The organism is Dolichospermum circinale AWQC131C, assembly GCF_000426905.1.
Classification (GTDB): Bacteria; Cyanobacteriota; Cyanobacteriia; order Cyanobacteriales; family Nostocaceae; genus Dolichospermum; species Dolichospermum circinale.
The window spans coordinates 385-24,837 of record NZ_KE384600.1 but is presented as its reverse complement, the minus strand read 5'-3'; the positions used below and the strand labels follow the sequence as shown (position 1 = coordinate 24,837).

General features: G+C 35.1%; 32 protein-coding genes and 4 pseudogenes. 21 read left to right on the top strand and 15 right to left on the bottom strand.

Going from position 1 to position 24,453, the window contains the following annotated elements; translation table 11 throughout:
• The first annotated feature begins 128 nt into the window (after positions 1–128).
• From nifN to ACIR131C_RS0106485, 14 genes are all read left to right on the top strand, one after another.
• On the top strand, positions 129–1,457 hold the full coding sequence (gene nifN / locus ACIR131C_RS0106550) for a nitrogenase iron-molybdenum cofactor biosynthesis protein NifN (protein ID WP_028084339.1): 1,329 nt from the start codon (positions 129–131) through the stop codon (positions 1,455–1,457).
• Between the two features lie 150 nt (positions 1,458–1,607).
• On the top strand, positions 1,608–2,027 hold the full coding sequence (gene nifX / locus ACIR131C_RS0106545; protein ID WP_035371594.1) for a nitrogen fixation protein NifX: 420 nt from the start codon (positions 1,608–1,610) through the stop codon (positions 2,025–2,027).
• The gene (locus tag ACIR131C_RS0106540; protein ID WP_028084341.1) at positions 2,024–2,500 is read left to right on the top strand and encodes a NifX-associated nitrogen fixation protein; all 477 of its coding nucleotides are present in this window, start codon (positions 2,024–2,026) and stop codon (positions 2,498–2,500) included. Before nifX ends, ACIR131C_RS0106540 begins: the two co-directional genes overlap by 4 nt.
• A 152-nt stretch (positions 2,501–2,652) precedes the next feature.
• Complete coding sequence (locus ACIR131C_RS0106535) at positions 2,653–2,853, top strand: CCE_0567 family metalloprotein (protein WP_028084342.1); 201 nt, start codon at positions 2,653–2,655, stop codon at positions 2,851–2,853.
• On the top strand, positions 2,850–3,167 hold the full coding sequence (gene nifW / locus ACIR131C_RS0106530) for a nitrogenase-stabilizing/protective protein NifW (RefSeq protein WP_028089550.1): 318 nt from the start codon (positions 2,850–2,852) through the stop codon (positions 3,165–3,167). Before ACIR131C_RS0106535 ends, nifW begins: the two co-directional genes overlap by 4 nt.
• Before the next feature lie 10 nt (positions 3,168–3,177).
• Positions 3,178–3,960 (top strand): HesA/MoeB/ThiF family protein, encoded by a 783-nt coding sequence (locus ACIR131C_RS0106525; RefSeq protein ID WP_028089549.1) that lies wholly within the window; start codon positions 3,178–3,180, stop codon positions 3,958–3,960.
• Between the two features lie 61 nt (positions 3,961–4,021).
• Positions 4,022–4,399, top strand: a complete 378-nt coding sequence (locus tag ACIR131C_RS0106520; RefSeq protein ID WP_028084345.1) for an iron-sulfur cluster assembly accessory protein — start codon at positions 4,022–4,024, stop codon at positions 4,397–4,399.
• 105 nt (positions 4,400–4,504) lie between these two features.
• Positions 4,505–4,804, top strand: coding sequence for a 2Fe-2S iron-sulfur cluster-binding protein (locus tag ACIR131C_RS0106515; RefSeq protein WP_028084346.1), 300 nt, complete (start codon positions 4,505–4,507; stop codon positions 4,802–4,804).
• Between the two features lie 110 nt (positions 4,805–4,914).
• Positions 4,915–5,166, top strand: coding sequence for a FeoA family protein (locus ACIR131C_RS0106510; RefSeq protein WP_028089548.1), 252 nt, complete (start codon positions 4,915–4,917; stop codon positions 5,164–5,166).
• 154 nt (positions 5,167–5,320) lie between these two features.
• Positions 5,321–5,488: a DUF5615 family PIN-like protein gene (locus tag ACIR131C_RS25425; RefSeq protein WP_155963032.1), complete on the top strand. Its 168-nt coding sequence runs from the start codon at positions 5,321–5,323 to the stop codon at positions 5,486–5,488.
• Between the two features lie 121 nt (positions 5,489–5,609).
• On the top strand, positions 5,610–5,858 hold the full coding sequence (locus ACIR131C_RS0106500) for a DUF433 domain-containing protein (protein WP_028089547.1): 249 nt from the start codon (positions 5,610–5,612) through the stop codon (positions 5,856–5,858).
• Positions 5,859–6,212, top strand: coding sequence for a DUF5615 family PIN-like protein (locus tag ACIR131C_RS0106495; RefSeq protein WP_028089546.1), 354 nt, complete (start codon positions 5,859–5,861; stop codon positions 6,210–6,212).
• Between the two features lie 243 nt (positions 6,213–6,455).
• Positions 6,456–7,493, top strand: coding sequence for a DNA-methyltransferase (locus ACIR131C_RS0106490; protein WP_028089545.1), 1,038 nt, complete (start codon positions 6,456–6,458; stop codon positions 7,491–7,493).
• Positions 7,490–8,629 carry a hypothetical protein gene (locus tag ACIR131C_RS0106485; protein ID WP_035371592.1) on the top strand — a complete coding sequence of 380 codons (1,140 nt, stop codon included), beginning with the start codon at positions 7,490–7,492 and terminating at the stop codon, positions 8,627–8,629. The genes ACIR131C_RS0106490 and ACIR131C_RS0106485 overlap by 4 nt, the downstream gene beginning before the upstream one ends.
• A 44-nt stretch (positions 8,630–8,673) precedes the next feature.
• Here ACIR131C_RS0106485 and ACIR131C_RS0106480 read toward each other — a convergent pair whose 3' ends face one another.
• The 3 genes from ACIR131C_RS0106480 to ACIR131C_RS0106470 form a co-directional block, all read right to left on the bottom strand.
• The gene (locus tag ACIR131C_RS0106480) at positions 8,674–9,081 is read right to left on the bottom strand and encodes a hypothetical protein (RefSeq protein ID WP_028089543.1); all 408 of its coding nucleotides are present in this window, start codon (positions 9,079–9,081) and stop codon (positions 8,674–8,676) included.
• Entirely contained in the window at positions 9,078–9,380 is a 303-nt protein-coding gene (locus ACIR131C_RS22075) for a hypothetical protein (RefSeq protein WP_035371591.1), read from the bottom strand. Before ACIR131C_RS22075 ends, ACIR131C_RS0106480 begins: the two co-directional genes overlap by 4 nt.
• A 340-nt stretch (positions 9,381–9,720) precedes the next feature.
• Entirely contained in the window at positions 9,721–11,898 is a 2,178-nt protein-coding gene (locus ACIR131C_RS0106470; RefSeq protein ID WP_334310855.1) for a DEAD/DEAH box helicase, read from the bottom strand.
• A gap of 161 nt (positions 11,899–12,059) precedes the next feature.
• Here ACIR131C_RS0106470 and ACIR131C_RS0106465 point away from each other — a divergent pair, with 161 nt between their 5' ends.
• A complete protein-coding gene (locus ACIR131C_RS0106465) occupies positions 12,060–12,566 on the top strand; it encodes a helix-turn-helix domain-containing protein (RefSeq protein WP_028089541.1) in 507 nt (168 codons plus the stop codon).
• Positions 12,567–12,697: 131 nt separating this feature from the next.
• Here ACIR131C_RS0106465 and ACIR131C_RS0106460 read toward each other — a convergent pair whose 3' ends face one another.
• Together ACIR131C_RS0106460 and ACIR131C_RS0106455 are read right to left on the bottom strand one after the other, a co-directional pair.
• Positions 12,698–13,033 carry a DUF5615 family PIN-like protein gene (locus ACIR131C_RS0106460; protein ID WP_028089540.1) on the bottom strand — a complete coding sequence of 112 codons (336 nt, stop codon included), beginning with the start codon at positions 13,031–13,033 and terminating at the stop codon, positions 12,698–12,700.
• On the bottom strand, positions 13,017–13,340 hold the full coding sequence (locus tag ACIR131C_RS0106455; RefSeq protein ID WP_028089539.1) for a DUF433 domain-containing protein: 324 nt from the start codon (positions 13,338–13,340) through the stop codon (positions 13,017–13,019). Before ACIR131C_RS0106455 ends, ACIR131C_RS0106460 begins: the two co-directional genes overlap by 17 nt.
• A gap of 111 nt (positions 13,341–13,451) precedes the next feature.
• Between ACIR131C_RS0106455 and ACIR131C_RS25040 the strand changes: the two are divergent.
• Positions 13,452–14,057: pseudogene (locus ACIR131C_RS25040) on the top strand (nitroreductase family protein); the annotation flags it as partial.
• A gap of 18 nt (positions 14,058–14,075) precedes the next feature.
• Positions 14,076–14,450, top strand: a complete 375-nt coding sequence (locus tag ACIR131C_RS0106440; RefSeq protein ID WP_028089538.1) for a hypothetical protein — start codon at positions 14,076–14,078, stop codon at positions 14,448–14,450.
• Between the two features lie 26 nt (positions 14,451–14,476).
• Here the strand turns inward: ACIR131C_RS0106440 and ACIR131C_RS0106435 are convergent, their stop codons facing one another.
• Positions 14,477–14,950, bottom strand: coding sequence for a hydrogenase maturation protease (locus tag ACIR131C_RS0106435; protein WP_028089537.1), 474 nt, complete (start codon positions 14,948–14,950; stop codon positions 14,477–14,479).
• A gap of 200 nt (positions 14,951–15,150) precedes the next feature.
• On the opposite strand from ACIR131C_RS0106435, the gene ACIR131C_RS0106430 reads away from it, so the two are divergent.
• The gene (locus ACIR131C_RS0106430) at positions 15,151–15,519 is read left to right on the top strand and encodes an SET domain-containing protein (RefSeq protein WP_028089536.1); all 369 of its coding nucleotides are present in this window, start codon (positions 15,151–15,153) and stop codon (positions 15,517–15,519) included.
• 56 nt (positions 15,520–15,575) lie between these two features.
• Here ACIR131C_RS0106430 and ACIR131C_RS0106425 read toward each other — a convergent pair whose 3' ends face one another.
• The 4 genes and pseudogenes from ACIR131C_RS0106425 to ACIR131C_RS22065 form a co-directional block, all read right to left on the bottom strand.
• Positions 15,576–15,995 carry a putative toxin-antitoxin system toxin component, PIN family gene (locus ACIR131C_RS0106425; RefSeq protein WP_028089535.1) on the bottom strand — a complete coding sequence of 140 codons (420 nt, stop codon included), beginning with the start codon at positions 15,993–15,995 and terminating at the stop codon, positions 15,576–15,578.
• Positions 15,988–16,239, bottom strand: coding sequence for a type II toxin-antitoxin system Phd/YefM family antitoxin (locus ACIR131C_RS0106420; RefSeq protein ID WP_028089534.1), 252 nt, complete (start codon positions 16,237–16,239; stop codon positions 15,988–15,990). The genes ACIR131C_RS0106425 and ACIR131C_RS0106420 overlap by 8 nt, the downstream gene beginning before the upstream one ends.
• A gap of 470 nt (positions 16,240–16,709) precedes the next feature.
• Positions 16,710–17,132, bottom strand: coding sequence for a hypothetical protein (locus ACIR131C_RS0106415; RefSeq protein WP_028084356.1), 423 nt, complete (start codon positions 17,130–17,132; stop codon positions 16,710–16,712).
• A 183-nt stretch (positions 17,133–17,315) separates the two neighbouring features.
• Positions 17,316–18,416, bottom strand: a pseudogene (locus tag ACIR131C_RS22065) (nickel-dependent hydrogenase large subunit); the annotation flags it as partial.
• 117 nt (positions 18,417–18,533) lie between these two features.
• On the opposite strand from ACIR131C_RS22065, the pseudogene ACIR131C_RS22060 reads away from it, so the two are divergent.
• A pseudogene (locus ACIR131C_RS22060) lies at positions 18,534–19,990 on the top strand (site-specific integrase).
• A gap of 706 nt (positions 19,991–20,696) precedes the next feature.
• On the opposite strand, the gene ACIR131C_RS25420 reads toward ACIR131C_RS22060, so the two are convergent.
• Positions 20,697–20,948, bottom strand: coding sequence for a hypothetical protein (locus ACIR131C_RS25420; protein ID WP_155963030.1), 252 nt, complete (start codon positions 20,946–20,948; stop codon positions 20,697–20,699).
• Positions 20,949–21,029: 81 nt separating this feature from the next.
• Positions 21,030–21,581 (bottom strand): REP-associated tyrosine transposase, encoded by a 552-nt coding sequence (locus ACIR131C_RS0106395; RefSeq protein WP_028089532.1) that lies wholly within the window; start codon positions 21,579–21,581, stop codon positions 21,030–21,032.
• 354 nt (positions 21,582–21,935) lie between these two features.
• On the opposite strand from ACIR131C_RS0106395, the gene ACIR131C_RS0106390 reads away from it, so the two are divergent.
• Together ACIR131C_RS0106390 and ACIR131C_RS0106385 are read left to right on the top strand one after the other, a co-directional pair.
• Positions 21,936–22,175 (top strand): hypothetical protein, encoded by a 240-nt coding sequence (locus tag ACIR131C_RS0106390; RefSeq protein ID WP_035371587.1) that lies wholly within the window; start codon positions 21,936–21,938, stop codon positions 22,173–22,175.
• Positions 22,162–22,587 carry a type II toxin-antitoxin system VapC family toxin gene (locus ACIR131C_RS0106385; protein WP_028089530.1) on the top strand — a complete coding sequence of 142 codons (426 nt, stop codon included), beginning with the start codon at positions 22,162–22,164 and terminating at the stop codon, positions 22,585–22,587. The genes ACIR131C_RS0106390 and ACIR131C_RS0106385 overlap by 14 nt, the downstream gene beginning before the upstream one ends.
• Positions 22,588–22,706: 119 nt before the next feature.
• Here the strand turns inward: ACIR131C_RS0106385 and ACIR131C_RS0106380 are convergent, their stop codons facing one another.
• From ACIR131C_RS0106380 to ACIR131C_RS26665, 3 genes and pseudogenes are all read right to left on the bottom strand, one after another.
• Positions 22,707–23,048: a DUF5615 family PIN-like protein gene (locus tag ACIR131C_RS0106380; RefSeq protein WP_028089529.1), complete on the bottom strand. Its 342-nt coding sequence runs from the start codon at positions 23,046–23,048 to the stop codon at positions 22,707–22,709.
• Complete coding sequence (locus tag ACIR131C_RS0106375; RefSeq protein WP_027402180.1) at positions 23,045–23,275, bottom strand: DUF433 domain-containing protein; 231 nt, start codon at positions 23,273–23,275, stop codon at positions 23,045–23,047. Before ACIR131C_RS0106375 ends, ACIR131C_RS0106380 begins: the two co-directional genes overlap by 4 nt.
• A 502-nt stretch (positions 23,276–23,777) precedes the next feature.
• Positions 23,778–24,453 (bottom strand): annotated as a pseudogene (locus ACIR131C_RS26665) (ATP-binding protein); the annotation flags it as partial.

Below are 24,453 nucleotides of genomic sequence, written 5' to 3'. Positions count from 1 at the left end.
GCCTGCCCTACCCGGAGTAGAAGCCTCAATTATTGTGGGGTAGGCATCTTGCCTGCCCTACCCTGGACGGGCTAGAAGCCCATCCCACAAGATTTTTAGATGTTCTATAATTTATCAAAGATTAATTTATGGCGATCGCAATTGTTCCAGAAAAGTCTGTGACTGTCAACCCCCTCAAACAAAGTCAGGCTTTAGGCGCTTCTTTAGCTTTTTTGGGTTTAAAGGGAACTATGCCCTTATTTCATGGTTCTCAGGGTTGTACAGCCTTCGCAAAAGTAGTTTTAGTTCGACATTTTCGGGAAGCAATTCCCCTTGCGACTACTGCAATGACGGAAGTTACTACTATTTTGGGAGGTGAGGAAAATGTGGAGCAAGCTATTCTCACTTTAGTTGAAAAAGTACAACCGGAAATCATTGGTTTATGCACTACTGGGCTAACAGAAACTAGAGGTGATGATATTGAACGTTTTTTAAAAGATATTCGAGAACGTCACCCCGAACTTAATCATTTAGCCATTATTTTTGCTCCCACTCCCGATTTTAAAGGTGCTTTACAAGACGGTTTTGCAGTCGCAGTAGAAAGTATTGTTAAAGAAATTCCCAAAGCAGGGGGAATTAAACCAGAACAAATCACAATTTTAGCTGGTGCTGCTCTCACTCCTGGAGATGTTCAAGAAATTCGAGAAATAGTTACATCTTTCGGACTAGAACCCATATTTGTTCCTGATTTAGGAGCTTCATTAGATGGACATTTAGAAGATGGTTATACTGCTATAACTGCTAGTGGAACAACTTTAAAAGAATTACGTTCCTTGGGTAGTTCAGCTTTTACCTTAGCATTAGGTGAAAGTATGCGCCAGGCGGCGAAAATTTTAGAAGAACGCTTCGGAACTAACTATCAAGTATTCAGAGATCTAATAGGATTAGAACCTGTAGATGAATTTCTGCAAAAATTATCTTTATTAAGTGGAAATCCCGTTCCTGAAAAATATCGTCGTCAACGTCGTCAATTGCAAGATGCAATGTTAGATACTCACTTTTATTTTAGTGCCAAAAGAGTATCTTTAGCTTTAGAACCAGATTTATTATGGACTATAGTTAAATTTTTGCAATCAATGGGGGCAGAAATTCATAATGCTGTCACCACAACTCGTTCTCCCTTACTTCAAGAACTTCCTATTAAAGATGTCACCATTGGCGATTTAGAAGATTTTGAAAAATTGGCAATAGGTTCTGATTTATTAATTGGTAATTCCCACGTAAATACCATCTCTAAACGCCTTTCTATTCCCCTCTATCGTTTAGGTATTCCCATTTATGACCGATTAGGAAATGGTCTATTTACCAAAGTAGGCTATCGCGGTACTATTGAGCTTCTTTTCGGCATGGGAAACCTATTTATAGAACATGAGGAATCATCAATGATGAACCAATGGTCATCAGTAATTAACAAATAACAACTAACAACTAACAACTGACAACTAACAACTAACAACTAACAACTAACAACTAACAACTAACAACTAACAACTGACAACTGACAACTGACAACTGACAACTGACAACTGACAACTGACAACTGACAACTGACAACCAACAAAGGACAAATGAAAGTGAAAATTGCTTTTACGACAAATGACAGAATTCATGTTAATGCTCACTTTGGGTGGGCTAAGGAAATAGATGTTTATGAAATTTCCGACAACGGCTATGAATTTGTAGAAACTCTCAAATTTGAAGGTGATCTAAAAGAAGATGGTAATGAGGATAAAATTACTCCTAAACTTCAGGCTCTTAATGATTGCACAATTGTTTATGTTGTGGCTATTGGTGGTAGTGCAGCCGCTCGTTTAATTAAGAAGGGTGTAACTCCAGTTAAGGCTAAATCTGAAGAGGAAAAAATTGCAGAAATTCTCGATAAATTAGTCAAAACTCTCAAGGGTAATCCTCCACCTTGGTTACGGAAAGCTTTACAACAGAAAAAACCTAGTTTTGCTGAAGAAATTGAAAACGAAGCAACAGTATGAGTACAAATAATGTGAATGGAACTGGTAACAATTTAGAGGTAATTTTACCCCCTTTTTTGAAAGCATTAGTTCAACAAATTCGGGCGCAAGATAGTTATGGTTTCTACCGAAATTGGACTGATGAATTAATTCTCAAACCCTATATTGTTACTAAACAAAAGAAACGGGAAATTTCTGTAGAAGGTGAAGTTGATCCCGCCACTATTTCCCGTATAAATGCCTTTTTTCGGGCGGTAGCTGCCAGCATTGAAAAGGAAACTGGACTCATTTCTAATGTAGTTATTGAATTAGGACATGAGGGTTTTGGTTGGGCTTTAGTATTTTCAGGACGCTTATTATTAGCTGTCAAAACTTTGCGTGATGCTCATCGTTTTGGTTTTGATTCCTTCGAGAAATTAGACGAAGAAGGCACAAAGTTTGTGGAAAAAGGCATTGATTTAGCCAAGCGTTTCCCCGAAGTAGGAAATCTTTAATTAGTCAGTGGTCAGTGGTCAGTGGTTAGTGATTAGTGGTTAGAGGAAACTTTCAAATTTGTTCTCTTCTATAGCAAATTACAACTGACAACTGACAAAGGACAACTAACAAAGAACAACTGACAACTGACCAATGACAAAGGACAAAAAATATGACAATTGAGGAAATCACAACCAAGATTAAAAAGCTAAATAGCAAAGCAGGTCAAATGAAAATGGATCTGCATGATTTAGCAGAAGGACTACCCACAGATTATCAAAAACTGATGGATGTTGCTGCGGAAACTTACGAAATCTACTGTCAGTTAGATGGACTCAAGCAACAACTCAAAAAAATGGAGAATTCTAAATGAGTACCAATATTGATGAATTTAAAAACCTCGTAGATGCCGAAGAGTTTTTCATCTTTTTTAATCTACCCTATGACCAAAAATTTGTAAATGTCAATCGTTTACATATTTTGAAAAAGTTTTCTCAGTTCATGAGTCAAATTGATGATAGTTATCCTCAACTAAATGACCAAGAAAGATTAGAGAAATATTGTGTTGCTTTACAACAAGCTTATCAGGTGTTTATAGAATCCACACCCCATGAACAAAAGCTGTTCAAGGTATTTAATGATAAGCCCAAAAATGTTGTCACCCTGACAGAAATTACCTCAGATTAGGAGTTAAAAAGTGATTAACCTAACGCCTACCGAATTGGAACGCTATAGTCGCCAAATGATGCTTCCTAATTTTGGCGAATTAGCTCAAAAGCGCCTAAAATCAGCGACTGTTTTAGTGTCAGGTGTGGGTGGATTAGGTGGCACGGCGGCGCTTTACTTAACAGTAGCAGGCGTTGGGCGGCTGATCCTAGTCCGAGGTGGTGATTTGCGGCTGGATGATATGAATCGTCAGGTTTTGATGACTGATGACTGGGTGGGTAAACCCAGAGTATTTAAAGCCCAAGAAACCCTCAAAGCCATCAATCCTGATGTTCAAGTGGATGTAGTTCACGATTACATTACCGCAGAAAATGTGGATGGGTTGGTACAGTCGGCTGATATGGCTTTGGATTGCGCTCATAATTTCACTGAACGCAATTTGTTAAATGAAGCCTGTGTCCGCTGGCGCAAACCCATGGTAGAGGCGGCCATGGACGGTATGGAGGCTTACCTGACCACGATTATTCCCGGTGTCACCCCTTGTTTATCTTGTCTGTTTCCAGAAAAACCGGATTGGGACCGACGCGGTTTTTCCGTGCTGGGGGCTGTTTCTGGGACCTTGGCCTGTTTGACCGCTTTGGAAGCAGTAAAGCTGATTACTGGTTTTAGTCAACCGCTGTTATCAGAATTACTAACCATTGATTTAAACAGAATGGAATTTGCTAAACGTCGTTCTCACCGCGATCGCAATTGTCCAGTCTGCGGTAATACTGCCCCTTGGAGATATTCCCAATCTCAAGCTGCAACGGTGTAAGTTACCACTTCTTGAAAATCCACATCCAAATCAGAATATTCGCTACAGAATAAGACATAAAATGACTGTTACTTTAACAGAAAAGGCAGAATTTCGTCTCTGGGCATTTGTCAAGGGTTCTGCAACCGACGAAACTAATAACGCCACCAAGGGTGTCCGTATCTCGGTTAAAGATGGTGGTTGCAGTGGCTACGAGTATGGCATCGAAATTACTAGCAAGCCCCAACCTGATGATATCGTAACTCAACAAGGAAATGTGTTGATTTATGTTGATGCTAAAAGTGCGCCGTTATTAGCAGGTGTGGTAGTTGATTTTGTAGAGGGAGTTATGGATAGCGGTTTTAAGTTTTCTAACCCCAATGCAACTGATACCTGCGGTTGTGGCAAGTCTTTTAAAACCAGTGATGGTACTCCCAATGGTGTACCTTGCGGTAAATAGTTCAAACTTCAAAAGTTAGCTCCTTTATTTTGAATTTTGACTTGATCCAGGAAAACTTAACGAACTCAAAAACTCACTTCATTAATCTTTGAGGAGAATCGAAAAATGGCGACATATCAAGTAAGATTGATCAACAAAAAAGAAAATATAGACACCACAATTGAATGTGATGAAGAGATGACAATTGTAGACGCAGCAGAAGAAGCTGGTCTGGAATTACCTTTCTCTTGTAAATCCGGTGCTTGCTCTAGCTGTGTAGGTAAGATTGTTGAAGGTGAAATCAATCAAGATGATCAATCCTTCCTAGATGATGAGCAAATGGGCAAAGGATTCGCCTTATTGTGTGTTACCTATCCCCGTTCTAACTGCACAATCAAAACCCACCAAGAACCTTACCTTGCTTAATACAATATTTGTCGGGATTTAGGATTTCTAAATTCTTTCATTTTCACAATGATGGAGGATGTTTATCATCTTTCATCATTTCAATTTTCACTTTTTATTTTGATAATTGAATGTTTACCCCTTTTACTGTTATGGGCTGTTCTTTAGAGTTACTAAAATCAGGAGAATGTGGCATAGTTACTTTTTGTCAAAGTCAGGATGAGACAATTAGAAAAAAGCTGATATCAATGGGCATTAAAACGGGTAATACCATTACTGTAGAACAGCAATTTCCAACTTTTATTATTAAATGTGGTAGTTTATCTATGACTATAAATCGCCAAATAGCGCGGGCTATTTATGTGCGGGTAATTGATGGGTGAAAATGGTGATTAAGTTTAGTTATTGGTTTAAATTGTGGTTTTTACAACCAAACTCACGTATAGTATTTAACACAGAATTTGAATTTATAGACTTAAACTTAAAGCCTAAAGCAAAAGATGTTAAAATACTCTAAAGTTAGAGAGGTGAAATAATATGAGCTATCAAGATATTATTACCTTATATGGTTCTCCACCTAAAGTTATATGGTTACGCTGTGGAAATGCACCAACACAAGTAGTTGCATCTCTACTGCGTTCTGGGGTGGTAGTAATTCAAAAATTACTTGATCATCCCAATCTGGATTGTTTAGAATTATATTAATTTATTCTATAACTAGCTCAATCTAAAAAGATGTAATGTGGGGTGATTTGTATTTCGGTAAGACTACTAAAATAGTATGATATCTGTAACTACTCTTCTATTATTTAGGACGGCTAACATTATGACAGATGAAAAATTACTCAACCATATTACTACAAATCCAAAAGTAATGGCTGGAAAACCGACAATTAAAGGCACACGCTTAACAGTCGAGTATATTCTTAATCTCCTTGCACACGGTGCTACAGTAACAGAAATTCTGGAAGAATATGAAGGTTTAGTAGAAGCAGATATTCGAGCTTGTTTATTATTTGCATCTCGATCTCTAGAAAGTACCAGTTTCATGCCTTTAATTGCGGAGATTGCTTAGATGCGATTTTTAGTAGATGAAAATACAGGTGTGACTGTCGCTCGCTGGTTACGTGAACAAGATTATGAAGTTTTCTCAGTTTATGAACAAGGACGGGGAATAGATGATGACACAATTATTCAAAAGGCCTTTGATGAAAATTGGATTTTGATTACTAGTGACAAAGATTTTGGCGAGAAAGTTTATCGAGATAAATACCCTCACCGGGGTGTGATTCTTCTGCGTTTGGAAAATGAACGTTCTGCAAATAAAATCTATATTTTACAACAGGTATTAGAGCAGCATAAGGAAAAGTTAGTAGATAGTTTTGTCGTAGTTACTGAAAATCAGATTAGATTTGCCAGATTAAAATAATTGCTGAGTCGGATATTTCGGATGTTTAAGATTATGGTGGGTTGCACTTTGGGACAACGCACCCTACTGGCTTGATCACCAAACAGGTAGTCATATTCGATTAATGACTCAAGAAAATGGTGAACATCATGCTGACTCTAAATCAAACGTTAAATTTTATTAAATTTGTAAGTTTAAAAACAAAAATGCTGTATGATAGTTTGAAAATGACAATTTAATTAATATAATTAATAATTAAATTATATGAAAGTACAAAAACAAATATTAGACTTTAGAAATAAAATTCTTCTCGGTGACAATCTATCTATTCTCAAACAAATAGAAAGTGATACTTTTGATTTAATCATCACTTCACCCCCATATTTTCAGCAACGTGATTATGGAAATGGTAATTTAGGTATAGGGAATGAAACAACTGAAGCAGAATATTTACAAAATATCTTAACGGTATTTGGGGAATGTGTGCGCGTTTTGAAAAAAACAGGAGCAATAGTTTTTAATTTGGGAGATAAATATATTAACGGTGGTTTATCTCTAATTCCTTATAAATTTGCCATTCAAGCTACCCAAAATCAAAATATTTTTCTGATTAATCAAATTACATGGTCAAAACTAAATCCTACACCACGTCAAGATAAAAGAAAATTAATACAAGCTACAGAACCATTTTTCATATTTGCCAAATCAAAAGATTATTACTTTAATTTAGATAATTATTTACAACATCTAGATACCTTTAATAAAAGTATTAAAGGTAAACCATCTGATAAATTAGGTAAAAAATATCTGGAATTAATTAAAAATTCTGATTTAAGCGAGGCACAAAAAAATCATGCTATTAAAGAACTAAATCAAGCTATTTTAGCAGTACATAATGGAGAAATTGAAGGATTTAGAATGAAAATTCATGGAATACATAAATTAGCCTATGGTGGACAAGAAGGAGGGAGAAATAACCAAATCAAAAACCATGGTTTTACTATTATTAGAATTTTAGGAAACACCATGAAAAAAGACATCATTGAAAGTCCGGTAGAAATTACTAAAAATAATCATCATCCAGCAGTTTATCCTTTATATATTATTCAAGAACTTATTAAATTGTTAACTCAAGAAGGTGATTTTATTCTTGATCCTTTTTGTGGTAGTGGGACTAGTTGTGTAGCAGCTAGAAATTTAAATAGAAACTATTTAGGAATTGAAATTAATCCTGATTATGTAAATTTAGCTAATAACCGCATGGAACAACCTGATTCTCAACAACAGGAATTATTTATATGAAATATAATTATAATCGAGAAATAGAAATATTAGAACAATTTTATCAGGAAGCAATTGAATTAATTAAAAATCAAGCGTTATCAGAAATTGAGGAAGAAATAAAAGACTGTGTAGATATTTTCGTTCATAAAATAGAAACTGATAAATCTTTAATTCAAGTAATTATTACCAGTTTACTCAAGAAAATAATTAAACCTGAGCAAGATATTAGGTTGCACATGGCTAAATTTCCAAATGGATATTCTGCTAGAGTCCTTGATACTAAGGTAACTACACCGTTTTTTAAAATAAATTTTCCACGATACGCTAATAAGGAAACTGCATTTTTAACAAAAGCAACACGCGCAGAAATTATCTGGAATTTTGAGGAAGGAATAAAATTACCATTGAGAAGCAAAAGCTTAGTTACACCTTTTTTACAACTAATTTATAAAATTGAGAATCAAACAATAGATATTAAAACTTGTTTAGTTTATATTTTAGCACAACTATATCTTCTATGCCAATCTCAAGAAGTAGTTTTTGCAGAAACTTTAGAGGTGGCTAATTCTGTAAATATCATCAATATTAATAAAGTTATGAAAATGGTAGAAAGACATTTTGAAGAACCTTTAAGTTCTAGACTACCAGTTATTGTAATTTTTGCTATTTACAAACAACTCTTTAAAACTATTCGCAGATTTGAAAATAAAATATTACTTCCTTTAAATGTTCATACTTCTGCTGATAAACATGGTTATGGTGATATAGAAATAAGAGATTATTATAATAATCCATTTGAAATATTAGAGATAAAACACAATATCCCTATTGATAGAAATATGATATTAGATATAGTAAAAAAATCTGCCAATACAACAATAGAAAGATATTATATTCTGACGACATATAAAGACTGTTTTATTAATCAAGATGAAGAGGAATATATTAATGAATTGATTTTGAATATTAAAAGAGAAAGTGGTTTAGAAATTATTGCTAACGGTATTGTGAATACTTTAAAATATTACTTGCGTTTTATAGAAGATTATCATGAATTTATCAAAACATATACAGAAGAATTAGTAAAAGATGCTAGAAGTTCAACGGAGGTAAAAGATTTTCATATTCAAGCTTGGGAGAAAATTTTACAATAATGTCAATAAAAATAAAATAAGCATTTTCACAATTAGGAAATTATTTAATTTTTGACTTGTTGGAAAGTTTTATAATTTCTACAAACAACCTCTAAACAAATATCTCCTTCTAAATGAAAATAAATTAGTGATTGTAAATTGGTGTTAATTATTCCAGTTTGATTGACAAATGGATAGGATGTAGATAAAAATTCCGGGATATTATCTTCAATTTTCTTGAGTTCAACTTCTCCTACCCAAAAACAGATATCTTCATCATTTGCATTTAGAGGTTGAGAAAAAACCAGGTGAATAATTTGATAAAACTCAATAGCTACATCATCAGCTTCAGGACCAAAGGTAAAGTCAAGACGTAATCCCAAGTTTTGAGGATTTAAAGAAATACCAACTAAGTCAGCACTTTTTAAATCTTCGAGAAAAGTAGTGAGGGTTGATGTAATTGTTGTTGTCATAGATTCACAATTTCTCCAGTATTATGAGTATTAGCTCCAGAAACAAATTCTATCTGCTCTCCATATTGATTATAGCGACGACGGTAAGATTTGCCATCAATTGCTTTAATTTTCTGACCTGTGCGAACAATTTCCCCATTTGGTCTAATATGAATTTGACTACCATCTGGATGCTGAAATGTTTCATAACCCCCTTGAGTTTGCGTTTTAAATTCAAATCCTTGGTTGCTGAGAATTATTAAGACTTCTGATCTTGGTTTTCCTGTTAAGTTAGGTAGTTGTTGAGCGGCTATATTCATTTATAACAGCTTGTTTATTATTCCCATTTTACTCTTTATTTTTTAGGGTGATTTGTGGTTAAGTAATACACAACTAATTACCAAAAAAAGGTGCGTTAGGCGATCGCTAACACACCCTACAAAACTTGTAAATTTTGTTCTATTAAATCTTCTTCATCTTCTAAAAGTTGTTCTTCTAGAAATTCCAAAAATTTATGCTTTTCTTGTAAATTGAGAGATGAAACTGCCGCAATTCAATTAATGATTCAAAGGGAATTTAAGTGTACTTCACCCTTATGGTAATCCGCTGTATCTACTCTACACCTAAATTCACTTGGTTTCGGCAACGTCATAGTATTGATTATGGCTCTGTTTCTTCTCCTGTATTTACTTTTGGAGGTCTTTGAAAAGTGAAAGTAAAAGTATCTGCACTTTTAATCACTTGGTTAATTTCACTATAAAAAGAATGATCACCAATTCCACTCATACAAGCCCAACCTCTTGAGCGTGTTAATGCCACAAATAGTTGATTCCGTAAATTAGGATCACTTTCATTTTCTGCAATTTTATCAACTCCAACAACATAAACCATATTAGCCTCATTTCCTTTTGCTCGATGAATCCGAGAAATTGTTACACCTCCTTCACACCAAAACTTATCTTGATTTAATGTTCCAGCTTGAAAATTTGGATTTAACTGATTTAGTGTTTTAGCCGCCGCAATATAAATATTAATTCCTTTTTCCATCAAGAATTTTCCTACTTCTGTTTCCAATCTACCAGCATCTTGAACTGAACCTAAAATAATTACTAGAATATCTCTGCTAAGTTTTAATCCGTCTTGCTCAAGATTATATTTAATTCTGGCAGCTAAAGCTTCTAATTCTTCATATCTAGACTCGTAGGTTTCAAATTCAAGAACTGGCTTTTCCCATAGTTTAGGAACAGGATTTGGCGAATTTTCTGGAGGGCGATGTAAAACAATTTTTTGACCGGGACGAAATTGTCCCTCTTTAACTTGATAACCAATTGATTCCCAACTCTTCTTGTCTGTCAATCCTTGTAGCATTCCATCAGGTCGCAATAATCCCATCCCAATTGCGTGAGCTGTTGTGAGAATTTCTCCAGGAGTTCTATAACAACGGTGCATTATTTCACTTTTTTTAATTCCACCTTTATGTTGTCCAGATACTAGATTTGTCAAACTTTGACCAAATAATTCTTTAGCCATTGGTATTTTTAAACTATCTAAACTTTGAGCTTCATCATAAGCCCATATTAAACAACGTTGTTCAGAAGATTCTTTGTCAACAGGGCGTAAAGCTTGATAAGCCATCCAATAAATAGCTTGTTTAGATTCATTATTTTCTTCAAATTTTCTTTCATCTTCACTTACAAGGTCTTGTCCTTCATCAATAAGAATGGCATCAAAGATAGGTCGAATTTCTTTTCCATCTAATAATCTTTTAGTACATTCAGCCAATCCTTCACTTGGGCTTAAACCCTGAATAACTCTCAGAGGTGAAACTTTGTGTTTCTCACAAATAGTTGAATATAAACCTGATCGATAGTTACCACCCCAAGCATGAAGAACTTTAAGTTTTCTTTTGACTTTTTCATCATAGGAAACATCTCCATTACTAAATCGTTTTAACCAACGATCTATTAAACTTTCAATCTGTTCGTATAAAGAACGAGTAAAAAACACTAAAGCAATATCCCATTCAGGATGCTTTAAATACATATTAGCGGCTTTTTGACATAATAAAACAGTCTTACCTGAACCTGCAATTCCGCGTATTCGTTGCGCTCCTGGAGGAATTTCTTTACCAATATGTTCTTGTTGTAAGTCAGTTTCATAAAGCCATTCACCAAGAATTGAAAGAATAGCTGATCTATTTTTATTATGCGAAAAAGTAGCCGCATAAGGTTTACGAAGTACAGGAGTTCCGCTAATAACGGCACGCAATACTTTCCATTGTTCATCGTTGAGTTGTTCTCCTGTAACCATTGGTTCTGATTGGGAAATTTTCTCAAAAAAAGCTGTTTTCCCCAAATGATTTTTCAAGATAATAGGTGGACAATTGGGTAGTTGATCAAATCCTTTTTGTTGCCACTCTTCTATCGTAATATTTGGTAAAGCAACTAAAGCACGTCCTGTAATTTTACGAAAAATTGCATCTTCTCGATCACAATATCCTAATAATGCTTGTAATGAACGATTAGAACGTTGTGCTGGACTGAAAAGAATTGTACTACCCTCTGTAAATTGCCATTGTTCACCATTAATAGCTACGACTTGATCAATGGTAATATTTTCTATTTCTATAGTAATTAATCCCAATTCTCGATCAACAATCAAAATGTCTGGTTCTTTTCGTACCTCTCCTACTTTAGAGAATAGGGGATAACGCCAATATCCTATACAATCTCGACTAGAAAAACCGTCTTTAGTAGTTTTCCAGATTTTTTCATGACCTTCGTGTTTGTCATTAGATATAGCTTCACTGGTGATGAATTTGCGTTCATTATCCGTCATTGTCATATGTCTTTTATTTTTTAATCACTATACACCACTGACCTAAACCTGAAAAGCGGAAAAAAGCGGATTGCAAAAAAAAATTACAAACAGACGGAAAAAAGCTGAAAAGTACGGATAAAGTCTGCTATCATTACTTATGTCGCGTTACATTTTTAGCCATGCAGGTTCACGAACTACTACAACTTGTGGATGACGCTGTTTATCTCAACACGGGAAAGCATCTCAATGACTTGCAACGTGGAGTTATTGAGGGGACATTAAAGTATCAAAAGTATGCTGATATTGCGGAAAATTGTGGTTGTAGCGCGGGTCATGCAAAGGATGTAGGTTACGAACTTTTAAAAATGTTATCTGATATTTTTGGTGAACCAGTTGATAAAAGTAATCTTAAATCAGTTTTAGAACGACAAGGAAATGTGAATATTTCTTTGGTTAATAATAGTAGTAATATTTTTGGAAATGGCTGTATAAATATTGGTTCTAAACAACCTAAAACTAAATCAGATAAAAGTCATCCTGGTAATTCTAAATTAAAGCAACGAAATAAGAATAAAACTCAGATAGAAAAGATTAGTAAATTAAGGTATTTTGGCTTAAATGATGAGCAAATTGCAGAGGTGTTAGAGTTACCTTTAGAGGTAATTAAACAGGTAGTATCGGAATGATAAAGCTTTTAATTTCCAAGACGCTAGAAATTCAACGAAGTTAAAGCATCTTTCAAATCTTGTTATATAATTAGATTTATCATGGATGTTATGACACTTGCGTAAGTGCTATAATAAATAATGGTAAAATTTCACAAAAATTCAAGTTGATTTTTCATATCTTCTGGTTCAAGTGTTTCCCAAATCAAAATTAAAGTATTTAAAATTTCACCAATCGAACGGCGTTTCTGATCACAATACGTAATTCCTGCATGAGTTATACCACTACGATGAAGGATGACAAAATCATCATCATGAGTAATTAAGATCCGGTTTTCAGATAAAGAAAAAGCAATTTGTTCTCTGTCTGATACACCAATTAATCCGGCTTCTGAAGTTGTAGTAACATTAATTCCTCGACGACGCAAACCTAACGCAATTGCATTACTTACACTTTCATCTAAATGAAATTTAATTCTCTCTATCATTGCGTTTTTTCAGCTTTTGTTGTAAAATCGAAGGAGTTTGCGCTTGTATTTCTTGAATCAAATTCTCTGATTCTGATATTTGTTTCCTAATTTCCTCCCGATGATCATGATAGTATGCTAAAGCAGCATAGACATCAGATAAGGTAATACTAGGATAATGGTAGAGAATTTCATCAGGAGACATTCCCATTTGTTCATGCCAAATCACAATATCCTGAACTCGAATACGATGTCCAGCAATACGAGGTTTTCCCCCACAAATACCAGGAGTGATTTCAATATGTTCTTTGATTACGTTGAGGGACATACTATTATCAAGAAAATTATTTACTCTGATTCTGATTATATCACTATTTTATTAGGTAGGTGCGTATTGTCGTTATTTTCTCTAAAACTCCCTCATTTAATTGGTTCTTGAGAAAATTATATTATACCAAATAAATGTATCAACGGATTCATCTTTTTAGTTAGTTGTGTTTATCATAGGTGTAGCTGGAAATATCAAAACAGGAGTTGTAGATATTGTTTGTTAGACAGCGGACACCATTTAGGTGCTATCGCTGCTTTAGCATATCTTCACGAAAAAAACATACGACTATGTTTTGATTTTGATAAACTTATTCTCAATGCAGATTTGTGATTTGAGAACCAGGAGTTTATTACTAACAGAGAATTTTGAGTAAATAGAAATTTACTCAGTGGTGCATGATATCGAGGAAATTTTACCAGGGTTATATAAAAATACACATCTCATTCAAGCGGGTAACTTTAGGGAAAAAACAGGTTATTTGTGCATTAATCAAGCTATAGATAGAGATTGTGCTGTAACTTTGTTTTTTTCTCCAATTATTTGAGTTATCAAACCGCTGTGCAATTAGCCGGATTTGTTGAAAAGAGTGTGTATTTATTTAGCAATTATTGGAAAATAGATTCTAGTGGGATTGGTGCTTTTTATGATGATGAAACCCAAGACTTTCTAGAAACCAATAAGGACGTATTGTACGCAATGGCAATTGGTAAATAAATAGGAAAATAACGGGAAATGACGAAAAAAGAATCTCAATTCCATGCTGATGATAAACATCCTATACAGCCAACATCAGCAGATATTATGCTTAGGCAACAATTGGAACATTCAATTAGTAAATACTTTTATGAAGGATGCGATCGCATTATTCATAATTTGTTGTCTAATTGTCGTTGGTATACCACAACCCACGCTAGTATTTTAACTTTAGTAATTGAATGTCCTGACCAAGTTACTAACTGGCAAATTTTGCAACAAATTGTTCCTATGGCCAATGTTCTTTCTGGCATTGTTAGCAGTGCTAAAATTCGTATTTGTCCACCTGATCATCAAACTGTACCTTTTGAAATGAGGGTAGATGAGTTACCAGTTTATCGTGATTGGATCTGATTTAATTTAGGATTTGAGATTGTTGATTAAGCCATGACATTCTCCTGGATAACTGTAATTAGTTCAGCAAAAACTAAATCAGCAGAACGTCGAACCACAGGACTTAATTCCAGCCCCAAATCCAGATTTGCAGCTTCAATTAAATAAACTGTCACCTCTTGGGGAAAATCATCACCAAATATCTTTCTCCCAGCCGCCAGAGCATGATCCCAACGAAAATCATGTAAGTTGTAACTAGGTTCGGGTAGTGCCTCTAATTCGTTCCCTGGGACTTTAAATATAGCACCTGCTTCTGAACCTGTGCAACTAGCATCAAGAATAATTAATTTTTCACTTCCTCTCGCTTGAAACATCACCTCCATTCCCGCAGTTCCACAGTCAAAAACGCGGATTTTGGGGTGAGGATTTTGGGCGAGATATTGCTGTAAACCTTGGGCAATAATTACGCCGACAGCATCATCACTGCGATTCAGATTACCACAACCAATGATAGTTAACATGGGATATTTATCCTAACATGAATATTATCAATTTGGCACAAAAAATTAAAATTTATGGAAATTCTGACTACATCTTTAATCATTGACTTTATAGTGAATTTAGTAGCCGTAATTCAGTGACAAAAATTTATCTTTATTTTTTCTGCGTTTATCTGTACTGGTTAGTCAAAAATCATTCTTACCCGTGATAGAATTGCTATATGCTAGTATTTCGTGAAACAGAGACTAAAGGTAGAGGTATATTTGCCCAGCAAGATTTTGCTAAAGGAGATTTAATTGAAAGAGCCGCTGTAATTGTTATTCCTAAACAGCAAGTTAAGTTAATTACTAAAACGGTGTTATTAAATTATTATTTTGGTTGGCATGGAGAAAGCGGAGCAATAGGTTTAGGTTTTGCTTCTCTTTTTAATCATTCTTATCACCCCAATGCTGTTTATATTAAGAATTTTGCTAAAAATATCATTGATATTATTGCTTATAAATATATTAGGAAAGGTCAGGAAATTACGATTAATTATAATGGACAGGTTGATGATATTTCTCCTGTGTGGTTTGATGTGGAGGAATAAGGCTCACCCAGAGGCGCTCCAGTCCCAGAGAGAGGAAGAAATGAGCGGGTTATTGTTTAACTTTTATCCGTTTGTGCTAGAAAATCCTTTGGTGATAAAATAGGAATGTTTTCATAGTATTTAAGCACCAATAAATCTTCATCTCCGGTAATAATTAAATCGGCATTACCAGCCATGGCAAGTGAGAGAAATTTATCGTCTTTTGGATCTCGACAAACTTGCACATGATTGACTATATCAACTATCTCAGCCAGATTTTTTAGATATAAAATAAACTTTTGTCGCTCTTCAAAACTGACATAAGTATCAAATTTTTTCCTAGAGAGAACCATTTCTAACTCTGTAAGTGTGTCCGCAGAAACAAGAATGTGATGGAAATCGAAAGCATAACGAACTGCTTGAGAAGTGATAGATTTGGGAGTTAGTAAACGACTCACAAAACAATTAGTGTCAATGACAATTTTTTGCTCAATCATCACTTTCAAGAATTTCCTTGAGCCTTTCTTCTGTCATACCTTTTGCTTCAGCATTTTTGCCAACTTGATCACAAAATTCCTGAAACTCATTTTTTAGCAATTTGGTCAATCTTTGATACTCTAAGACAGATAGCACTACAACTAAATCTTGTTCCTGACGCTGAATGGTTATTGGTTCTTTTTGAGCTTTATCTAAAAATTCTGCAAAATTTTGTTTTGCTTCCGTGGCAGATAGGTAAATCATAATATACCTCCTTTTTCTTTATGATAACTCAAATTTGTTATTTGACTATTTCCTTAACTCCGACTATCTTATTAACTCACCAGAAGTATCTGAACGGCTACGGATATCCACATACACTATGTCCGGTTTTCACTAACTAAATCTATCACTTAACTTAAATACGACTATGTGATACTGGGACTATCTATAGCGTACAATAAGTAATTTTGGGTTAGTAAAAAGTAAAGTAGGTTGGGTTGACGCAAGGAAACCCAACATTTATATTAACTAAGTGCGTCAGAGGTTACTATTGTCAGAATCAGGATGATCAAGATTAAAGGATTAACAGGATTATTTATTGATAATTTATTCATTGTGAGTAAATAAATTTTCATTTTCTAGATTAAAAATTAACATCTTGAAAATCTTTAACTGAGGTTTATAATTAACAATAATTGTTTTTATAGGTGGGAATTACCCACCCTATAAATCTATAAACTTACACCATGCTTTTGGGAAATTTCCACAAGTCGCTCATATTGATGTTGTGATGCTTTCGCTAAAATTGCATCAGCTTCTTCTGGATTAGTACCATCTTTAGGAATTAAATACTTAACATAAAGAGAAACAAAATCAACCACGGCAGCTAAACCTGTTAATTCGTGTTTATCAGCTTGTTTTCCAGCAATTACAGCCACCAAACCGGCTCTAATTGGGTCAGGTCTGACTTTCATAAATTGATCAACTAGTTGCTTAGAATAATCCGCTGGAGCTAAATTATTTAACTTACTTTGATCAGGTTTAAATTCTAATCCTGCGGCTGTTGACTGCTCCAGCATACACCATTCTATAAATTCTTGCAGTGCAGCATCAGGAAGTTGAGGAAGATATTGATGTAGTTCTAAATTAGACACAATTAGTTACCAATTTTAGTATTTTCTAATTCCTAATTGATAATTCTTCATTTGATAATTAGGAATTATCAATTATTCCTTAAAATTCAGACTAACTCACGGATTTAGGAACTTTTGTACAGTAAATAACAATTATATAGAACCCTGACTTCTTGAAGAAGTCGGGGATCTGGATCATATAAATTAAGCTGTTCTAAACCGTGCCAATTCTTGACCAGTTTTTGCGTCATGGGCATGAACTGTACACACTAAACATGAATCAAAAGAACGGGCAACATGACCGACTTCTACCGGATCTTTAGGGTCTTGAATTGGCGTTCCTATTAATGCTTTTTCAATCGGTCCTAGTTCTCCCGCACCGTCACGGGGTCCAATATTCCAAGTACCGGGAGCGATAACTTGGTATTGTTTAATTTTGCCTTTTTCGATTTCTACCCAGTGACACAATGCACCTCTAGCAGCTTCCGTTGCACCCCAACCTTTACCATCTTTTTCTTCAGGTTTAATATACCAAGGATCGTTTAATTTGAACTCCCTTAAACACCGTTCAGCTTGACGATATAGTTTCACTATTTCATGGACTCTTCCTAATTGTCTAACATGAACACTTGCACCTCCCATTTTCTTAAATGTATCCAGAATAAATGGGTCATAATGTTGCCAAGATTCTCCATGATTTCCGCCGGCAACTAATTGACGCGCTAGAGGTCCTGCTTCTAAACGTCCTAAGTCTTGGTGGAGGACTGCACTTGACCAAGAATATGCCCCATTAAAGTCTTTTTGATTGTGATTAATTGGGTTTGTAGTGCGATCGCTTGGATGCCAATTTTCTGTACCCTCATCATACCAAGAATGGGTTAAATTCTCCCGAGCAAATGCTTGATTCATCAACGCATGAGTATCAGTAAAACTATCATAAACACCGCTTTTCATAATCACAGCAGCGTTACGTCCTTCAATGGTGGGCTTATTGTATTTATCCTCATGGGGAATATAACCCCAAGTCACATATTTACCCACACCAGCACCATATCTATCCAAACCGATATCTAAACCCATTCTCCAATATAAACCCAAGTCAGATTCTCGATGTTTAACATCTTCATTTAACCACTTTTGAAAGTCCTCATAAGATTGAATTTCTTCATATCTTTCTAAAGAACATCCTAACCACACTGGTTCTAACCAATTGGTGCGGAAATATTCCAAAATTGCCCAGGCGCGGGTAATATCAGTTAAAGTTGGGGCGCACATTACTCCACCAGGCACCATATAACTGCTATGACAACAGGTGATATATTAAAAATGTTCCTGAGTAACTTATTTTTAAAGTAATTTTGCTCGGTAATAACATTTTATTTTCATCATTTTAGCTTTGATAAATAAGGGAATATTTAGGGAATGAGCCGACAAGATCAGGGTAATTGTGAAGGTATATATTCCACATCTACACAGGAATATATAAATGCAGACTCAACCGATTTATTCGCCGATATATTTGCATATTTTGAACCGCAGAACACCACAGACGGTAGGTATAGGGAATGACGAAAATAAAAGCAACAGAATTACAGTATCAAGCAGTTTTTGAACAGAAGTTAATTGCAGCTAATAGTAATTTAAAAAGAGAGAGAATAAAAGTTAGTATTAAACAAACTGGCAATTCTCTCCAATTACGAGCTACCTTACCCTTAAAACCAGGGGATAGTAGTATAGGTAAACAGAAAAAACAGTATGATATCTCTTTAGGAATACCCGCAAATTTAGAGGGATTAAAAACAGCCATTGAAGAAAGTTATGAATTAGGTAAATTAATTGCTCGTCATACTTTCGAGTGGAATGAGAAGTATTTAGGAATTAAATCGAGAGAGAAACAAGAGAGCAAAACAATTGGCGAATTATTAGATAGATTTGATGAAAAATATTATCAAAACCGTCAGAAAACTTTAACTAGTGAAAATACTTTTGCTAACTATATATCTGTCATTAAAAGAAACTTGACTCTCACCAATTTAGCCACAAAAGAAAATTTTGAGGAAGTTATTAATTCATTTCAGGGTAATAAAAAAAATGAACTAATAGCGGTAACTTCTGTTTTGATTAAAACCTTTAATTTAGGATTTCAATTGGATGTAAAACGGGATCATGTCACTCCTGCTTATCGAGAAATCCCCGATGATGATAAAATCATATCTGGTTTTTACCTCTTTGAAAAATTCGCCCTCAACCGCAAAAATACAAACATTACTGATGAAATAAATACCTGGGAAATGTGGCGTTGGGTATATGGAATGTTGGCAACCTATGGATTAAGACCAAGGGAATTATTTGTCCAACCGGATATTAATTGGTGGATGTCTGCCCAAAATATAGACCATACTTGGAAAGTGAATAAAAATACAAAGACTGGATATCGAGAAGTTATTCCTTTTGTGACTGAATGGGTAGATTTATTTGATTTAAAAAATCCCAAACCATTAAATATTTTAAAAAGAAAAGTTGAAAAAATTGCCTCTGTACAAAATATTAATTGGATGCGAAGAGATATATCCAGATGGTTTAGAAAGGTGGGAATAGAGTTTCAACCTTATGATTTACGCCATGCTTGCGCGATTCGAGCGCATCTTCAGGGAATACCGATAAAAGCAGCAGCAGATAATTTAGGTCATACTGTTGATGAACATACAAAAACCTATCAAAGATGGTTTGGGATTGAAAATAGGAAAAAAGCCTTTGGTGAGGTAATTAGTCAAAATTCATTAATTGAGTTGCAGAAGAATGAAATATTGGCGTTAAGGATGGAGAATGAAAGGTTAAGGTTGGAGGTGGAAAATTTGAGATTTTCAGGTGATTTCTAAATCAAACAAACCGGAACATTTCTTATTGTATTAGTAAATGTAAAATTATTCCTATACTTTCATGTTGACGATGTGAAATTACTTTGATATCCTCTATATTCAGAAGTTGTGTTAATATTTTAATTCCCTTTTTTCTATTTATGGCTGTAAATTTACTCAAATTTTAATATTCTCACTTACAATTAAGCACAACTTAGTCTCATAAGTCAACTATATCAATACTTCTGATATTATGCTTTATCTTGCTTAGAATTTTATTCTAATAATTTAGCATATTAGGTACTGAAGAACCATAAATATTTGGATTTCTTGGCACTAATTTCATCAATTTTCAAATCTCATATTTTTAAAACCTCACAGTTCAGGGTGCGGAATGTGGGTTAAAATGGCTTAAACATACACCAAATGGAATGTGCTTTATGTTTAAGCCATTAGTTTACCCTGTCGGATCTGGAGTGTTAATTCTTTTAATTACCGGAATTGCATATCCCGTAAATGCCCAAAAGCTCGGACATAGATACATCGAAACTGACATGTTTTTTATCTATAAAACGCCTCCATCCGTCCAAGTAATTCCGGGCGAAACATATTGCACACGTTATCGAAATACTCAAACATGTTACACAACACCTTCTACTACTAAATATTATCCTGCCTCCCAGTATGAAAGGGTTTTACGTATAACAATTGATTGCATTGATGAGACTTATGATATAAAGGGCGATTTGAAAAGATGGAGTAGCATTCGAGACGATGCAGATATATACAGAAAAGCGATGGAACTATGCAGGGGTACTAAATCACGAGATGATGGTACATCATCATTTTGGGGAAACATTGGAGAGAAACTTGTGCTTCCTTGACTGGGATTAACTGCGATCTCATGGGTAAGCGATCGCCGATCTTGTAGTGCGATCGCCGATCCTGTAGGGTGCGTTAATGAAATGTAACGCACCATCAAATACACACAAATGTAACGCACCAAATTTATGATTATTTACTGATTTTCGGTGCGTTACGCTGTCGCTAACGCACCCTACTAATCGTCCCAATATCCTTGAGGTTTTTCCTTTCTGCTATCTTTACCCCAATCGGTTGGATAAATTCCCTCAGCGATAAACCGATGAATACTGGAATACTGCCAATCTTGGGGACTTTCACACAATCCATGTCGAGCCGGATTATCATGAATATAATCACAATGGAGCGCAAAATCCCGTTCATCCCGAATTAAATGCTCCCAAAACCGACGTTGCCAAAGATTACTTTCTCCTCGCTTTTGTCGTGATTGAGAAACCTCCCGATTAACCCCTAATGCTTGTCCATAATGTTTAGTAACATAGGTTTTAATTAAGCGCAATCTCACCGACAAATCTTTATCATCAGGGGGTAAAGTCCACAAACAATGAAAATGATCAGGTAATAAAACAAAAGCATCAATACAAAAAGGATATTTTTCCCTTACTTTTTCTATTGCTTCTCGAAGAGATTTTCTCCCTATATCAGTACAGAGCCAAGATTCTCTTTGATAAGTGACTTGTGTGATGAAATATGTACCTCCAGAAACATTAGGTCTTCTATAATTAGGCATTATGGAGTTAGTATGAGTGAAATTAAGTTTATTTTTTATTTATTGTATTGTCATATTGCAAGCAGTTCGCTCAAAATCCATTATCTTATGCTTCCTTAACTGTGATTAATTGCGATCTCATGGGTAAGCGATAGCGAAGCGCTGCTGCAAGCAGTTCGCTCAAAATCCATTGTCTTGTGCTTCTTTAACTGCGATCGCTAATATTGGGTTAATGCGATCGCTCAACTTCCTTTTTTTGTACTTCTTTAACTGTGATTAACTGCGATGCCTACGAATAGGGAAGCGATCGCTAGTTCTGGGTTAAGTGCGATCATTTTTGCTAAACTATAATCAGGGAAACAGCAAAATCAGATTATGAACTTAGATACAATTCAACAAGATATTGCATCTCTTCCTCCCGATGCACAACAAATCATAATCGAACTTGTAGAAGTTCTGAAAAAACGCTATCTTCTGAATCAACAGGAATCGTCAGAAAATTCCTCGCAAGATTGGTCAGACTTTATTGGTTGCATAGAAGCTGAAACAGACCTCTCTAAAAACTATAAAAACTACTTAGACCGTGAACTTAATCAAAAATATGATCATAGTTGATACAGGCTTTTGGTTAGCTCTTGCCAATAAACAAGATGCAGTTCATATAGCCGCCAAAAAACGATTTCAAGATTTAGCTAATCAGCAATTTATTACAACCTGGTGTGTCGTTACAGAAACTTGCTATTTATTACAAAAAAGAGTAGGAATAGATGCTCCAAAAGTCTTTATTCATAAAATTTCTACAGGAAAGCTACAAATCTTTGATCTGAAACCACATCATTGCCAGCGTATTGAAGAACTGATGGAAAAATATAAAGATTTACCGATGGATTTAGCCGATGCCTCTCTCGTTATTCTGGCAGAAGAATTAGGTCATGGACAAATTTTATCGGTTGATTATCGAGACTTTAACACCTATCGCTGGAAAAATACAGAACCATTCGATAACCTCTTTAATGAATTTTTATGATCTAGTGCGATCGCTGAGTTTAAAGCGGGACATTGCCGAGAACTCTAGAGACGTTCCTCATGTAGGGATTCTCGTCTCTACACCTAAATTCATACCTGGTTTCAGCAACGCCCAATTTTTTAGTGCGATGATGAGAGGGCAAGCAATGATGAATTTTCATCTTCATAAAATAATTTAATTGTGCTGAACTCCCGACGCAGTAAATTTTCAACTTGTAAGGTAGAACAGTTTCCAAGTCTAAGCCAGATGACTTTTGGGGGATTCCCAAACACTAAACTCAGATCGTGCATATCAGCATCTTTTGAGACGATCATCAAATCATTATCTTTTGCATAATTCCAAACTATCGGGTCTATTGTTGCTTTCATGCCTACATCCCGAACATGAAGCGAGTCTGGAAAAATATCGCTCAAACGGGTGGATAATTTAGGGGATAAATTTTCATCAAATAGTAATTTCATGCTGATAAGGTCGAAATCATCAGCCGACGTTCACGGTCAGCCGCATAAGCAATACAAGCCTTTAAATCTTCTCGCGTTAGGTCGGGAAAATCATCAAGAATTTCCGCTTCAGTCATCTCGGAAGCTAGGTATTCCAGCACCTCATAAACTGTAATTCGCAAGCCACGTACACAAGGCTTACCACCACGTTTATTGGGTTCAATTGTGATATAGTCTCTGTAATTCATTATGTGGTGAGTGCATTCTTACCAACTTGTCTGATGATACCATGTATTTCTGTTAAAAATTCAATAGTTTCACCGTTAAACATCGATTAACTGCGATAGCGTAAGTGCTGACTTGTCAGTTCGCTATTAAGTAGAGTGCGTAAGCGTTGCACTCCGCAGGAATCGCCAATCCTGTAGGGTGCGGAATGTGGGTTATTGCTCCGTGAACTCTGTGCCTCTGTGGTTCGTTTATTCCGTAATTCATAAATTATTTATGTAAATATCATAACTTATATATTGTTATTTGTGTATTTATATTGAGAAAAAACCGGGTTTATATTTCCACAGAAAGTAAAAATTATACTTAACCACTTGCATTGAACTTCCTTAACTCGGATTAACTGCAATACGCACAAGTCATAAAAGAATGAACCACGAAGAAACCTTTGCGAAGCATCCCGTCAGGGATAAGACAGAAAGGAAGGGGAGTTTTAGAGGTATTTTGGGTAAGTCCTGAAAACACTCAAGCCCGAATTACAGTAATTCTACGTTGATTTTCCGTCACCACCACCTCAGTTGACAACCTTTCCTCCATTGGTAAAGCATTTTTCCGCCTATCAAACACAAATAACCAACCAAAATCCAACCCCAAACGCCCCAAATAGGATTCTAATTGTTCAATACCATCAGCTTGAGGATCGCGTTTTTTATCCCTCCACACCTTTAACTCAATACCCAAAGTTACATCTTTATAACGCAGACATAAATCCATGCGATCGCTACCAATTGCATATTCCCTTTCTAAAACTCCCCCACCATTAACCACACGATGCAAAAAAGCCATTAATACAATATGGGGGGCAATTTCATGGTAAGCAGCACTACTTAATAATGGTTCTCCATGTTGTCGCCAAAACTTGAGAAATGCTATTAATAAAGCATCAGGATTTAATTCACCTTTGGGAGTCAACCAACTAGGACTAATCAGAGGTAAACTATCCTGAGTTCCTTGTACTAAAACGCGGGGAATAACTTCACGATAAATCGGGTTAGAAATAACTAATCCTCCCATTGGATCACGTCGCAATAATCCTAAATCTATTAAATATTGGCGATCATCTGCTAGAGTATCGGGTAATGTTTGCCCTGCTAAAATTGGTTCAATAATGTTTTTAACTCGTTTTTCCCTGAGTTTTTCC

Excerpts from the sequence above, each read along its gene's own strand:
- nifN (WP_028084339.1), top strand. The coding sequence starts at position 129 with ATGGCGATCGCAATTGTTCCAGAAAAGTCTGTGACTGTCAACCCCCTC.
- nifX (WP_035371594.1), top strand. The coding sequence starts at position 1,608 with ATGAAAGTGAAAATTGCTTTTACGACAAATGACAGAATTCATGTTAAT.
- ACIR131C_RS0106540 (WP_028084341.1), top strand. The coding sequence starts at position 2,024 with ATGAGTACAAATAATGTGAATGGAACTGGTAACAATTTAGAGGTAATT.
- ACIR131C_RS0106535 (WP_028084342.1), top strand. The coding sequence starts at position 2,653 with ATGACAATTGAGGAAATCACAACCAAGATTAAAAAGCTAAATAGCAAA.
- nifW (WP_028089550.1), top strand. The coding sequence starts at position 2,850 with ATGAGTACCAATATTGATGAATTTAAAAACCTCGTAGATGCCGAAGAG.
- ACIR131C_RS0106520 (WP_028084345.1), top strand. The coding sequence starts at position 4,022 with ATGACTGTTACTTTAACAGAAAAGGCAGAATTTCGTCTCTGGGCATTT.
- ACIR131C_RS0106515 (WP_028084346.1), top strand. The coding sequence starts at position 4,505 with ATGGCGACATATCAAGTAAGATTGATCAACAAAAAAGAAAATATAGAC.
- ACIR131C_RS0106510 (WP_028089548.1), top strand. The coding sequence starts at position 4,915 with ATGTTTACCCCTTTTACTGTTATGGGCTGTTCTTTAGAGTTACTAAAA.
- ACIR131C_RS25425 (WP_155963032.1), top strand. The coding sequence starts at position 5,321 with ATGAGCTATCAAGATATTATTACCTTATATGGTTCTCCACCTAAAGTT.
- ACIR131C_RS0106500 (WP_028089547.1), top strand. The coding sequence starts at position 5,610 with ATGACAGATGAAAAATTACTCAACCATATTACTACAAATCCAAAAGTA.
- ACIR131C_RS0106495 (WP_028089546.1), top strand. The coding sequence starts at position 5,859 with ATGCGATTTTTAGTAGATGAAAATACAGGTGTGACTGTCGCTCGCTGG.
- ACIR131C_RS0106490 (WP_028089545.1), top strand. The coding sequence starts at position 6,456 with ATGAAAGTACAAAAACAAATATTAGACTTTAGAAATAAAATTCTTCTC.
- ACIR131C_RS0106485 (WP_035371592.1), top strand. The coding sequence starts at position 7,490 with ATGAAATATAATTATAATCGAGAAATAGAAATATTAGAACAATTTTAT.
- ACIR131C_RS0106480 (WP_028089543.1), bottom strand. The coding sequence starts at position 9,081 with ATGACAACAACAATTACATCAACCCTCACTACTTTTCTCGAAGATTTA.
- ACIR131C_RS22075 (WP_035371591.1), bottom strand. The coding sequence starts at position 9,380 with ATGAATATAGCCGCTCAACAACTACCTAACTTAACAGGAAAACCAAGA.
- ACIR131C_RS0106470 (WP_334310855.1), bottom strand. The coding sequence starts at position 11,898 with ATGACGGATAATGAACGCAAATTCATCACCAGTGAAGCTATATCTAAT.
- ACIR131C_RS0106465 (WP_028089541.1), top strand. The coding sequence starts at position 12,060 with ATGCAGGTTCACGAACTACTACAACTTGTGGATGACGCTGTTTATCTC.
- ACIR131C_RS0106460 (WP_028089540.1), bottom strand. The coding sequence starts at position 13,033 with ATGATAGAGAGAATTAAATTTCATTTAGATGAAAGTGTAAGTAATGCA.
- ACIR131C_RS0106455 (WP_028089539.1), bottom strand. The coding sequence starts at position 13,340 with ATGTCCCTCAACGTAATCAAAGAACATATTGAAATCACTCCTGGTATT.
- ACIR131C_RS0106440 (WP_028089538.1), top strand. The coding sequence starts at position 14,076 with ATGACGAAAAAAGAATCTCAATTCCATGCTGATGATAAACATCCTATA.
- ACIR131C_RS0106435 (WP_028089537.1), bottom strand. The coding sequence starts at position 14,950 with ATGTTAACTATCATTGGTTGTGGTAATCTGAATCGCAGTGATGATGCT.
- ACIR131C_RS0106430 (WP_028089536.1), top strand. The coding sequence starts at position 15,151 with ATGCTAGTATTTCGTGAAACAGAGACTAAAGGTAGAGGTATATTTGCC.
- ACIR131C_RS0106425 (WP_028089535.1), bottom strand. The coding sequence starts at position 15,995 with ATGATTGAGCAAAAAATTGTCATTGACACTAATTGTTTTGTGAGTCGT.
- ACIR131C_RS0106420 (WP_028089534.1), bottom strand. The coding sequence starts at position 16,239 with ATGATTTACCTATCTGCCACGGAAGCAAAACAAAATTTTGCAGAATTT.
- ACIR131C_RS25420 (WP_155963030.1), bottom strand. The coding sequence starts at position 20,948 with ATGGTGCGTTACATTTCATTAACGCACCCTACAGGATCGGCGATCGCA.
- ACIR131C_RS0106395 (WP_028089532.1), bottom strand. The coding sequence starts at position 21,581 with ATGCCTAATTATAGAAGACCTAATGTTTCTGGAGGTACATATTTCATC.
- ACIR131C_RS0106390 (WP_035371587.1), top strand. The coding sequence starts at position 21,936 with ATGAACTTAGATACAATTCAACAAGATATTGCATCTCTTCCTCCCGAT.
- ACIR131C_RS0106385 (WP_028089530.1), top strand. The coding sequence starts at position 22,162 with ATGATCATAGTTGATACAGGCTTTTGGTTAGCTCTTGCCAATAAACAA.
- ACIR131C_RS0106380 (WP_028089529.1), bottom strand. The coding sequence starts at position 23,048 with ATGAAATTACTATTTGATGAAAATTTATCCCCTAAATTATCCACCCGT.
- ACIR131C_RS0106375 (WP_027402180.1), bottom strand. The coding sequence starts at position 23,275 with ATGAATTACAGAGACTATATCACAATTGAACCCAATAAACGTGGTGGT.